Raw genomic sequence first — 11,977 nt, 5'->3', positions numbered from 1 at the left:
GCAACGGTATTGATCTTGAAATAGTGGTCAAAGGACTATCTTTTTTCATTGACAGCCCGGAGGCTCATATGTGTTATGTGTCACGTTTAGACAACCTCTGAATTGCTTTTGGATCTCTAGCTATTTGTCGCTCAATTATGTTTAAGAGATCTTGGTGTGAAACGCCTTTATAGCCACCCCAAATACCGACAAAAACAAAAACAGCAAGTCCAGGAACAAAATAAATCAAATGCTGTGAAATACCTAGAGAATGAGAAAATGGCAAAAACACACTGACTAAAAGCAAGACAAATGAAGAAAGCTTTAGACCAACTAAGCCTCTTTTAGCGTCTTGAAACTTTTTAATATCTGACTCTTCCATAACGATAGATTCCTAAGTATCTGATGACACATAACTTTTAGATAAGGGGCGCAAGCATGTGGGGCATAATGGCGAAGCCGGCCCGCATGTATGCGTCCCAGCCCGCGCAGCGGGCGAACTTAATTTTTTTGTTAGGTGCCATGCTAGGGAATACCTATGTCCCACAATTGCTGTTCACTTAAAAGCAAAATGTCTTGTGTTTCGGAGTATCGAATGCCTAAACAGGTACTCGTAGAGACTAGCCACCCTTTTTCCTTTAGCTCAAAAACAACAACGCTATCTTTGCCATGAAAATCCTTCCAGCAATTCAACCGATAAATAGTGCTACCAAGAGCACATTCTTTGTTGGTGAAAAGCAAGTCGTCATCTTCAGTAGCAATATACTGTTCGCGAAGCTTTTCTAAAAAAGAGACTGGATTCATAACTGTCCACTTGGCACTTAACTTTTAAATAAGGGGCGCAGACGTGTGGGCTAAAATCCGAACGAAGTGAGCAGCCCACATGTTTGTGTCCCAGCCCGCGCAGCGGGCGAACTTAATTTTTTTGTTATATTTTGCCGTTTCTTACATCGCGTACTTCTTGCATTCTTAAATGCTCCTCTATTGAGACAAGCACAGCAATAATGCCAGCAAACAAAAAGATTAAAATTGACCAAACAATTATAGGCATGAATGTAATTGCATTTGGAAGTGATTCGGTGAAGGACGTCCACAGCGTTACGCCTACTCCTAAAATAAGTAATAAAAACGAAAAAGTAGCAGCTATTCTGGAAACTAAAAGCAATGTATTAAAATTGCGAGATTCAACTGAGGAAAATGGTTTCAATTTAAACTTCCTTGGTTAATGTACCTTTAAATATAACATTAAGCTAAGCGGCGCATTTGCGTGGGGCATAATGGCGAAGCCGCCCCGCGTAAATGCGTCCGAGCGACCGAAGGGAGTGGTCTTAAGCGCCTTGTTATAAGCAGAGCCATTTCCTTTGGTCTGTTTAAAAACTAATGAAGCCAGCATACGATTGATTGTTAACACAAACAAGCAAAACGACGGTGCAATAAAGGTTTTGATTTGACAGAAGCTAGCCGCCAGTAGGACTATCGAGTGTAATGGCGCTTGCGAGGTTCAACTAATACCTTGGCGATAAAGCGTCTATTACACCACCTTGGAGTTGAAAGCGACGGATTAACCTACCACAAGCCAGAGCGATGCTAATGAAAACAGGTGAGGGTAGTTCTACTGGAATTTTTATAGAGCCAAACGCAGTTTAGGCTGACGCCTTATAACTTTTAAATATGGGGCACAAACAGGCAGGCTACAATGGCGAAGCCGCCTGCCTGTTTGTGTCCCAGCCCGCCTGCGGGCGACATGATTTTTTTGTTATACGCCAAGTCAGAACAACCTTTCATAGCTTTTTTGTGCTAATAACATTTGGATATGGTGTAAAACCCCATAGCCAATGACCGCATAGAAAATAAGAAATAATGACACCAAGTGTAACGAAGAAAGTTATCCAAGAGCCGTCGGAAACAACAAACAATGTTATGAAAGTGACAATGCCAACTAAACCTGACAAAGACATCCACTTTTCATGAGCTTTACTATCAAATTCCACTTTTTTCTTGCCACCACTAAGAAACAATTCTGTTAAGTTCGCTTTGCAGGAGGGGCACAAAAAACCTTTATTAAAGCCCAGCTTGTATCCATCTACAGCACCTTTGCAAGGAAACTTAATATGGCAGTTGCAGCAACAGTATTTCATCATGGCGTATAACTTTTCAATAACGGGCGCAGACATGTGGGGCATAATGGCGAAGCCGCCCCGCGTGTATGCGTCCCAGCGAACGAAGTGAGTGCGTTTATTGGCTTGTTAGGTGCGCTCACGCCAAGACCCCATTTAGCAGCATACTAGGCATAAAAAAGTAAAAAGCCAATAAGCCCGAACTTGTAAATAGAAGTGCGGCTGCACAAAAAGAAGCTTGTACGAAGAAAACGGAAGGTTTAGCAGATGCACTATGTCTCAAAGCCACTATTGAGGTTTGTAAACATTCTTTAATTGCTTGGTATTTTGTTGAGAACCAAGAAATGATGGGAGCTAGGCTAGCAAAAACGAGAGCAAATGCGACTTCCATACCACCTAATTGAACTAAGAAGGCTATCTCTGGCAAAACTGCCGCCGCAACAACCATTGCGATACCGATAACTGCGCGTTGTAGATTAGTTAATTCATTCCATGATTTCATAATTTTTCCTTTTAGCACCTAACGCTAAGCTTTGGGGCGCTAGCACGTGGGCTAAAATCCGAACGAAGTGAGTCAGCCCACGTGTTAGCGTCCCAGCGACCGAAGGGAGTGCCAACAGCGTTTTGTTAGCTGCGTTTTTGCCACGTTCTTGGTGCCCTGCTTGTATGCATAACAGCAAATACCAGAACTTTAGTGTCAAACATTTTGTAAAAAATACCAAATGGAAAGTGCTCGATGAGTACGCGACGAAAATCCCGGTACACTTTCTGGTAAATCTCTGGGTTTTCTGTGATGTTAATCAATGCTGATTCTACAGAGGCAATAAAATCATTTCCTAGCCCAGCTTGGCATTGTTGATAATAAGAATATGCCTCTTTAATATCTTCTTCTGCTTCCGGTCTGATAGATAAAATAAATTTCATTAGCCAGTGATTCTGCTCTTAACGTCGCTCCAACTTGAACCAAAGTTTTGGTCAGCTTCAAAGGACTTTAGCCTATCGTTAAGAAGCTGAATTTGCTCTTTTGATAATTCAATAGATTCTTGTTCAGCAGCTACTGAGTCCCAAATTCTCTGGGCGAGTTCAACTTTTTCTATAGCTGAGAGGTTCTCTATTTTCATAGCGGGTCTCCTTATATATCTAGTACTACAAGTATAATTGTTTATTAGACAAAAGGCATTTCGATTTCATTGAAGCAGCTAACAATTTAGTGTAAGGAAAAAATCCTTTATGCAAAGTGGATAGTTTCCATATATCACATTTATAGTTTTGCCACTTTCGCACGTAAATACACTTCCATCAATAACCTACACTTAGTATCTGAAAATACTGTACTTAAGTACGGAATCTTTCCTTTTTATTTTACGGACGAGTCAAAAACCGCAATTCTGTATTTATTTACAGTAATTAAAATCAAAAAAATGAAATCAATGTTCATGCAAATGGTGATTGAGCATATGCGCAACCGTCGCTATGCGAAGCGTTCGATTGAACTCTATAGTAAATGGATAATTAGCTTTATTCGCTTCAATAATAATAAGCACCCATCTGAAATGGGAGACAAAGAAGTTGAAGTGTTTCTGTCTCACCTAGTTAACGCTAAAAATGTGGCGCCGGCCACTCAGGCGAGTGCGTTAAATGCATTGGCGTTCTTATATCGCGATATATTAGAGCGCCCACTTTCATGCGAACTCAACTTTGTTTCAAGTCGTAGGCAAGCCAAGCTTCCAGTTGTATTAACGCAGGAAGAGGTCGTTTCTCTTTTTGAGCAAATTCCTGCCAACCTAAAGTTACCAATATCTTTATTGTACGGAAGTGGTTTGCGGTTAATGGAAGCGGTTAGGCTACGAGTTAAAGACATTGATTTTGACTACAACGCTATTCGCATTTGGGATGGGAAAGGCGGTAAACATCGCATTGTAACGTTGGCTGCGGAATTAAAACCGGGTCTTACACGGCAAATCGCTATGGTAGAAAACTTCTTGGCGGCTGATTTAGAAAATCCAAAATACGCAGGCGTTTATCTACCTCACCGATTACGTTTGAAATACAAAAACGCGCCCAGAGAGTTAGGCTGGCATTATTTATTTCCTTCTTCTCGATTATCTGTCGATCCTGAAAGCAAAAGAGTGCGACGACATCATATTGATGAATCGAGTATACAAAAAGCAATACGGAACACGGCAAAAACTTGTGACATTAAAAAGAAAGTTACGCCTCATACGCTGCGCCACTCTTTTGCAACGCATTTGCTGCAATCGGGCGCTGATATTAGAACGGTGCAAACACAGTTAGGTCATTCAGACGTAAAGACCACGCAAATTTATACTCACGTGCTTCAGCAAGGTGCGCAGGGGGTGATAAGTCCTTTATCTCGTATTTTGAAGTAATCTGAAAAGTAATTAGAATCAACAAAAAAGGGCCCGAAGGCCCTTTTCAATATTTAGCTTTAAAAGCGCTTATTTAAACGCTTATACACGCTCAAATACAGTAGCAATACCTTGGCCTAAACCAATACACATAGTCGCTAAGCCTAGGCTTACGTCTTGTGATTCCATTAGGTTGATAAGCGTACCCGAGATACGCGAACCAGAACAACCTAGTGGGTGACCAAGTGCAATCGCACCACCGTTAAGGTTAATCTTAGTATCTAGGTGGTCCATCCAACCAAGCTGCTTAATACAAGATAGCGCCTGTGCTGCGAACGCTTCGTTAAACTCAGCAAGTTCAATATCGTCCATAGTAAGGCCAGCGCGCTTAAGCGCTTTTTGTGTTGCTGGCACTGGGCCGTAACCCATAATTGCCGCATCACAACCCGCCACAGCCATCGAGCGAATTTTCGCACGAGGCGTTAGGCCAAGCTCTTTCGCACGGTCTGCTGACATAAGTAGCATACCTGATGCACCGTCAGACAGCGCAGAAGATGTACCCGCAGTAACAGTACCGTTTACTGGGTCGAACACTGGGCGAAGTGCCGCCATGCTCTCAGCAGTGCTCTCTGGGCGAACTACTTCATCGTAGTCAATTAGCTTTAATACGCCGTTTGCATCGTGACCTTCAACAGGCACAATCTCGTTAGCCCAGCGGCCTTCAAGGTGTGCTTTGTGCGCTAGCTGGTGCGAACGCGCACCGAATGCGTCTTGTTGCTCACGAGTAATACCGTTTTGACGGCCAAGTAGCTCGGCTGTCATACCCATCATGCCCGACGCTTTCGCGGTGTACTTAGCAAGACCAGGGTGGAAGTCGATGTTGTAGTTCATCGGTACGTGACCCATGTGCTCAACACCACCAATCATGTAAATGTCACCACGACCGCTCATGATGCCGCTTGTTGCATCGTGAAGGGCTTGCATTGATGAACCACATAAACGGTTAACCGTTACCGCGCCTGTTGTGCGTGGAATTTTTGTGAGTAGTTGCGCGTTACGTGCAACGTTGAAGCCTTGTTCTTTAGTTTGCTGAACACAGCCCCAAATGATGTCTTCAATTTCCGCTGGGTTTACGCCAGGGTTACGCTCTAGTAGCGCGGTCATTAGCGCAGCAGATAAGTCTTCTGCACGCACATTTCTGAAAACACCGTTTTTTGAACGACCCATAGGGGTACGTACGCAATCGATTACGACCACTTCTTTCATTAGTTTTTCCTCCGGGTCTTATGCGAAATAGGATTTACCAGAAGCGGCCATTTCACGAACGCCGTCTGAGATCTGATAAATAGGACCAAGTTCAGCGTACTTGTCTGCCATAGCAACAAAGTTCGCCAAGCCAATGGTTTCAATCCAACGGAAAATACCACCGCGGAATGGAGGGAAACCTAAGCCGTAAAGTAGCGCCATATCTGCTTCAGCTGCGCTGTCTACAATTCCTTCTTCTAGGCAGCGAATTGCCTCGTTTGCCATAGGGATCATAAGGCGTGCAATAATGTCGTCAGCTTCAAAGTCTGTCTTCTCAGCTACGTGTGGCGCCATTAGTGCATATGCTTCTTCAGCAGGTGTTTTCTTAGGCTTACCGCGCTTATCAACACCGTAGTTGTAGAAACCTTTACCGTTTTTCTGACCTAAACGCTCTTCTTTGTAGAACAGGGTTACTGGGTCGTTGTCTAGGCGAGCCATACGCTCTGGAATACCTGCTGCCATTACGTCTGCTGCATGATCGCCTGTGTCGATACCTACAACGTCCATTAGGTAAGCCGGGCCCATTGGCCAGCCGAAGATTTTTTCCATTACTTTATCAACAGCAACAAAGTCAGCGCCGTCGATAAGAAGCTTACTGAAGCCCGCAAAATACGGGAACAATACGCGGTTTACCAAGAACCCTGGGCAGTCGTTAACCACAATTGGGGTTTTGCCCATTTTAAGGGTAGCGGCTACTACTGCGTTGATGGTTTCTTCTGACGTTTTTTCGCCACGAATAATTTCAACAAGCGGCATGCGGTGCACTGGGTTGAAGAAGTGCATACCACAGAAGCGCTCTGGCTTGTCTAAGCTTTTAGCTAGCTGATTGATAGAGATAGTAGAAGTGTTTGAAGTGATGATAGCGTCGTCCGCTACATTGTCTTCTACTTCTTTAAGTACAATACCTTTTACTTTCGGGTTTTCTACAACCGCTTCAATAACAAGGTCTGCATCTTTAAGCGTGCTGTACTCAAGGGTAGGTGTAATTGCGTTAAGCGTTTGCGCCATTTTAGTCGCATCAACTTTACCGCGCTTCATACCTTTACCAAGAATTTTGGCCGCTTCTGAAAGACCAAGGTCTAGTGCACCTTGATTAATGTCTTTCATGATTACCGGTGTGCCTTTCACTGCGCTTTGGTATGCAATACCGCCGCCCATGATGCCTGCACCTAGAACAGCGTTAAGCTTAGACTGCTTAGTGGCTGCTTTTGCTTGCTTCTTGCCTTTGCTCTTAACTAGCTGGTCGGCAAGGAAAATACCAATTTGCGCTTTCGCAGCGTCTGTTTTCGCTAACGCTACAAAGCCTTCATTTTCAAGCTTAAGTGCACCTTCACGGTCTAGGCCCGCTGCTTTTTGAACAGTCTCAACCATTTTGTGCGGTGCTGGGTAGTGTTTGCCAGCTTGCGCAAATACCATAGCTTGAGCAGTACTGAAGCTCATCATGGCTTCGTTTTTGTTTAGCTGTAGTGGGGCTTTCTTAACCGCACGACGCGCTTGCCAGTCAAATTTACCGTCAGCGGCGTCTTTCACCATTGAAAGCGCACCTTCAACAAGTGCTTCTGGTGCAACAACGGCATCAACTGCGCCTTCAGCAAGGGCTTTCGCGCCTTTTCTGTCGCGGCCAGTGGTCATCCACTCAAGGGCGTTGTCTGAACCAATAAGGCGAGGTAGACGAACCGTACCACCAAAACCAGGCATTAGGCCTAGTTTAACTTCTGGCAAACCAATTGAAGCAGTAGTGTCTGCAATACGCATGTCACACGCCAATGCCATTTCACAGCCGCCACCTAGAGCGAAGCCGTTAACTGCAGCGATGGTAGGGAAAGGTAGGTCTTCGAAGCGGTCGAATACTTGTGATGTATTGGCAACCCACTGTAGTACTTCTGCATCGTCCATGGCGAATAGGCCAGTGAACTCGGTGATATCAGCACCCACGATAAATGCAGGTTTTGCACTGCGTACCACTAAGCCTTTAACATCGCCTTTAGCAATTAGGGCTTGAGTTGCTTCGTCAAGTTCACTCACCGTTTGGCGGTCGAACTTGTTTACTGAACCTTGGGCGTCGAATACCAGCTCAGCAAAGCCGTCTTCTAACAGGCTGACGGAAAGACTTTTGCCTGTGTATATCATTATCATCTCCTTCGGCATTGGCCAGGATGTTAGTGAAGTAATCCAACTAATTTGTAGGGTCGTATGCATTCACTAACGCGTTAGGGTGGCTAGATTCTTTACAAAGCCACACAAAATTTCAACAAAAAATCAAACAAGCGTTTCAATTTGTCTAAGGTAGTGGTCGGATGACTTAAATTCAAGTGTAAATATCGAATTCAAGCTTCATTTCGCCATTGGTGGTTGTATAATGAGCGTTATTGACGCAAAGCGCCAATCCAGCAAAAGAATAATCTACAATCATGTCAACTATGTGTGTAAAGCATAGCTAACGACAGCTGGCACAACATCTTCTTTGGCAAGGAGCCAGGCTGAAATTTTCCCTTCGTTTATCAAACGAACGTAGTGGATCAGTCGCAATGCTGCTTTTTCAGCAACATTTTACAATCAGCTCGATTCGGCAAATTTGCCAGCGCTCATAAGCGTTCGAGTGTAGAGCAGGGTAGGAGTTCTATTGTGTCTGGTTTTTATTTTAGTTCGTGGTTAGGTCAGCGCTCGCTGACAAAAAACAATAAATTGTTCGCCACCGTTGTGGGGGCATTTGTTTGCTCGCTCTCTTCATTTTTCTCTATCGGCGCATGGGCTACACAGCCTTTAACACTACCCGAAGATATTTTCGAAAAGGATCGCGCTCGTTATCTAGAAGTTGAAAAAAAGCTGTTAACGTATTCGAAGCGAAGCGTTCAGCGCCTCGATAACGACATTTATGAACTGGCGCATTATCCGCTTTATCCTTATCTACTTAGACTCAAGCTAGAGCGCACGATGTCAATAAGAACAAAGCGCGAGGTTAAGCAGTTTCTGGAAGATTTCAATGGTCAGCCGGTAAGCTACGGTGTGCGTTATAAATGGCTTAATTACCTTGCTAAGAACGATTATCGCAGCACTTTTTTAGACAATTATCGCCCAGGTATGGGCGCAAGGCTAACCTGTATTGCGCTTAATTACCGTTTAAAAGAAGGTGAAAGCGAACAAGCTATTTTGTCCGAAGTCGACGCTTTATGGCTTCACGGGCAGTCGCAACCGGATGAATGCGATCCGCTTTTTGCTAAGTGGAAAAAAGCGGGCATGATGACACCCGAAATGGTGATCAAGCGCATAGAGATTGCCGCGAAAGAAGATAACCGAAGCATTATCTCTTATCTTAAGCGCCAACTTCCCGGTGATAAGCAATACCTGGCTGACGCGTGGCTATCGGTAACCCGAGACACCGGCCGAGTAAATAGAACGGCGCTCTTTCCACTAAAAAATGCATCGCATGAAGCTGAGGTAATTGTATGGGCGGTCGAGAAACTTGCTTGGCGAAACCCTGACTTAGCCGGCACGGTATTTAACCGCTACAACGACAAAAACGTGTTCTCGCCAGCGCAGCAGCACGTTATGCGAAGAGCAATAGCGCTTAGCTACACGCTAGACCGCCTTCCTCAAGCGCATCATTGGCTTGAACTTGCTGATGTGCAGGGTGCCAGTGAAGATGTAAAGCTTTGGCATATTTCCCATTTGCTTCGCACGAAAAAGTGGCAGGAAGTGGTTAATGTTATTGATAGCGCTCCTGTCAGTTTGCAGCGAGAAGAAAACTATCGCTATTGGAAAGCCCGAGCTTTAGAAGCGCTTGGTCAAACTATGCAGGCTACCGTGCTTTATAAAGAGCTTTCTCAAGAACGCCATTATTATGGCTTTATGGCAAGTGCGCACATAGGCGAAATTCCGTCGCTTGCACACACGCCAGCACCAAGAGACACGGCAGCTATTGCCAGTGTGGCGAAAACCCCTGCCACCATACGCTCTGTTGAATTTTTCAGGTTAGACAGAACCACAGAAGCGCGCCGTGAGTGGTTTTATTTACTGTCACATTTACCCGAATCGAAAGTGACCGATGCGGGCATTTTGGCGTATGAGTGGGGCTTGTACGATCAAGCTATTACCAGTTTTGCGCGAAGTGGCTATTGGGATGATGTCGAGCGCCGATTCCCACTGGCCTTTAACGATGTATTCAGCGAAAAGTCGCAGGCATACAGCATTTCAAAGTCGCTGGCTATGGCTATTGCACGCCGCGAAAGTTCGTTTAGAAGCGATGCTATCTCTTCGGTGGGAGCGGCAGGACTCATGCAGCTTATGCCGGGAACAGCGCGTTATGTAGCAAAAGAGAAAGTAAGTCGTAACACACTTTTTCAGGTAGACGATAACGTTGAATACGGCGTGCAGTACCTGCGTTATTTAATGGACAAGTTAAACAATAACCCTGTGCTGGTGTCCGCATCTTATAACGCTGGTTGGCGCAAAGTGTTGGAATGGTTACCTGCTAATGAAGCGCTGCCCGTGGATATTTGGATTGAGAATATTCCCTACAAAGAAACCCGTGCTTACGTGAAGGCGGTGATGGCGTATCAGCATATTTACGACCAGCAGTTAGGTGGAAACGAGAATATCTTCCCTCAACTTACCCGCGATATGATCCCATCGGCAGATGCAGTAAGTACACATCCGGTAACAGGTACACTGCAACTAGCACCGCGATAGCAATCAAAGGTTATGCGTATACGGGTACGCCTTTCATTACGTTATTATTTTACCAGTATGGGAAACTTAACGTATACAACAGCACAGCGGTCTGAGCCAGTATGCATGTCATGCTGGCCTCGTGATACACTAGTAGCTAACTAACGACTAAAAAGATAAGAGGGGCTATGTCGCAACATAAAGCAACCTACCAACAGCATATCGAAGAGCTTCAAGCTAGAACTCGCGAAGCACTACAGCGAGAAGGGCTAGACGGACTAGTTATTCACTCAGGGCAGGGCAAACGTCTTTTCTTGGACGATAATCACTACCCATTTAAGGTAAACCCGCAGTTCAAAGCATGGGTGCCTGTTATTGATAACCCTAACTGTTGGCTGGTGGTAAACGGTGTAGACAAGCCTACGCTTATTTTCTATCGCCCTGAAGATTTCTGGCACAAAGTGCCACCAGAGCCAAATGACTTTTGGACTGACAGCTTCGACATTAAACTACTTCAACAGGCCGATGCGGTAGAGAAATTTCTGCCTTACGATAAAAGCCGTTTTGCCTATGTAGGCGAATATATTGAAGTGGCAAAAGCGTTGGGTTTTGACAATGTAAATCCAGACCGCGTGTTGCACTATTTGCACTATCAACGTGCTTATAAAACCGACTATGAACTTGACTGCATGCGTGAAGCTAACAAGCTGGCGGTGGCAGGCCATAAGGCCGCTGAGCAAGCCTTCCGTGAAGGCAAAAGCGAATTTGATATCAATCTTGCCTATGCCGCAGCAAGCCGACAAGGTGACAACGACGTACCATATACCAGTATTGTGGCACTTAACGAGCATGCTTCAATTCTGCATTACATGCAGTGTGATACCGTAGCGCCAAAAGAATCACGTTCGTTTCTGATTGATGCGGGTGCAAATTATCATGGCTATGCGGCAGATATTACGCGTACTTACGCTCAAGAAGGTGTTCATAATTCAGCGATGTTCCGCGACCTCATTCAAGCGGTAGATAAGGTAACGCTGACCTTAGTCGATTCGTTAAAGCCGGGTGTAGCCTACACAGACATTCACTTGTTAGCCCACGATGGTATTGCGCAAATTCTTCACGATACCGGCATGGTGAATTTAACGCCACCTGAGATTGTGGAAATGGGCATTACACGCACGTTCTTCCCACATGGCATTGGCCATTTCTTGGGGCTGCAGGTACACGATGTGGGCGGATTGGTTAATGATGACAGAGGCACGCCTAAGCCTGCTCCTGATGATCACCCGTTCTTACGCTGCACGCGTATGGTAGAAGCGCGTCAAGTGTTCACTATTGAGCCGGGCCTGTACTTCATCGATAGTCTACTGCGCGACCTTAAAGCGACGCCTGCGTCTAAGTACATCAACTGGGATACCATTGATGTATACAAACCGTTTGGCGGCATTCGCATTGAAGACAACATTATTGTGCATCGCGATAAGAACGAGAACATGACCCGAGATTTGGACTTAAATTAATCGACTTTTTGTGTATAGC

The 11,977-nt window shown here is 45.0% G+C and carries 12 protein-coding genes; 3 read left to right on the top strand and 9 right to left on the bottom strand.

Going from position 1 to position 11,977, the window contains the following annotated elements; all coding sequences use genetic code 11:
• Window positions 1–73: 73 nt before the first annotated feature.
• The 7 genes from AC0J2X_RS05680 to AC0J2X_RS05650 form a co-directional block, all read right to left on the bottom strand.
• Window positions 74–361, bottom strand: a complete 288-nt coding sequence (locus AC0J2X_RS05680) for a hypothetical protein (protein WP_202942506.1) — start codon at window positions 359–361, stop codon at window positions 74–76.
• 143 nt (window positions 362–504) lie between these two features.
• Window positions 505–783 (bottom strand): hypothetical protein, encoded by a 279-nt coding sequence (locus AC0J2X_RS05675; RefSeq protein ID WP_049587370.1) that lies wholly within the window; start codon window positions 781–783, stop codon window positions 505–507.
• A 124-nt stretch (window positions 784–907) separates the two neighbouring features.
• Window positions 908–1,186: a hypothetical protein gene (locus tag AC0J2X_RS05670; RefSeq protein WP_472995844.1), complete on the bottom strand. Its 279-nt coding sequence runs from the start codon at window positions 1,184–1,186 to the stop codon at window positions 908–910.
• A 574-nt stretch (window positions 1,187–1,760) separates the two neighbouring features.
• Entirely contained in the window at window positions 1,761–2,162 is a 402-nt protein-coding gene (locus tag AC0J2X_RS05665) for a hypothetical protein (RefSeq protein ID WP_472995843.1), read from the bottom strand.
• 73 nt (window positions 2,163–2,235) lie between these two features.
• On the bottom strand, window positions 2,236–2,598 hold the full coding sequence (locus AC0J2X_RS05660) for a hypothetical protein (RefSeq protein WP_159582046.1): 363 nt from the start codon (window positions 2,596–2,598) through the stop codon (window positions 2,236–2,238).
• A 125-nt stretch (window positions 2,599–2,723) separates the two neighbouring features.
• Window positions 2,724–3,020, bottom strand: a complete 297-nt coding sequence (locus tag AC0J2X_RS05655; protein WP_334050410.1) for a type II toxin-antitoxin system RelE/ParE family toxin — start codon at window positions 3,018–3,020, stop codon at window positions 2,724–2,726.
• Window positions 3,020–3,217 (bottom strand): addiction module protein, encoded by a 198-nt coding sequence (locus AC0J2X_RS05650; RefSeq protein WP_334050411.1) that lies wholly within the window; start codon window positions 3,215–3,217, stop codon window positions 3,020–3,022. Before AC0J2X_RS05650 ends, AC0J2X_RS05655 begins: the two co-directional genes overlap by 1 nt.
• Window positions 3,218–3,517: 300 nt before the next feature.
• Between AC0J2X_RS05650 and AC0J2X_RS05645 the strand changes: the two genes are divergently transcribed.
• A complete protein-coding gene (locus AC0J2X_RS05645) occupies window positions 3,518–4,486 on the top strand; it encodes an integron integrase (protein ID WP_069943689.1) in 969 nt (322 codons plus the stop codon).
• 81 nt (window positions 4,487–4,567) lie between these two features.
• On the opposite strand, the gene fadA is transcribed toward AC0J2X_RS05645, so the two are convergent.
• The gene (gene fadA / locus AC0J2X_RS05640; protein ID WP_015066159.1) at window positions 4,568–5,731 is read right to left on the bottom strand and encodes an acetyl-CoA C-acyltransferase FadA; all 1,164 of its coding nucleotides are present in this window, start codon (window positions 5,729–5,731) and stop codon (window positions 4,568–4,570) included.
• 18 nt (window positions 5,732–5,749) lie between these two features.
• Window positions 5,750–7,900 carry a fatty acid oxidation complex subunit alpha FadB gene (gene fadB / locus AC0J2X_RS05635; RefSeq protein WP_283626865.1) on the bottom strand — a complete coding sequence of 717 codons (2,151 nt, stop codon included), beginning with the start codon at window positions 7,898–7,900 and terminating at the stop codon, window positions 5,750–5,752.
• A 495-nt stretch (window positions 7,901–8,395) separates the two neighbouring features.
• Between fadB and AC0J2X_RS05630 the strand changes: the two genes are divergently transcribed.
• Both AC0J2X_RS05630 and pepQ read left to right on the top strand, forming a co-directional pair.
• A complete protein-coding gene (locus tag AC0J2X_RS05630; protein ID WP_061439378.1) occupies window positions 8,396–10,459 on the top strand; it encodes a transglycosylase SLT domain-containing protein in 2,064 nt (687 codons plus the stop codon).
• 167 nt (window positions 10,460–10,626) lie between these two features.
• Window positions 10,627–11,958, top strand: coding sequence for a Xaa-Pro dipeptidase (gene pepQ, locus AC0J2X_RS05625; protein ID WP_156077848.1), 1,332 nt, complete (start codon window positions 10,627–10,629; stop codon window positions 11,956–11,958).
• Window positions 11,959–11,977 lie beyond the last annotated feature (19 nt).

Source organism: Alteromonas sp. R7 (assembly GCF_055755235.1).
The sequence above is the reverse complement of the archived record's forward strand: the minus strand, read 5'-3'. Positions and strand labels throughout refer to the sequence as shown.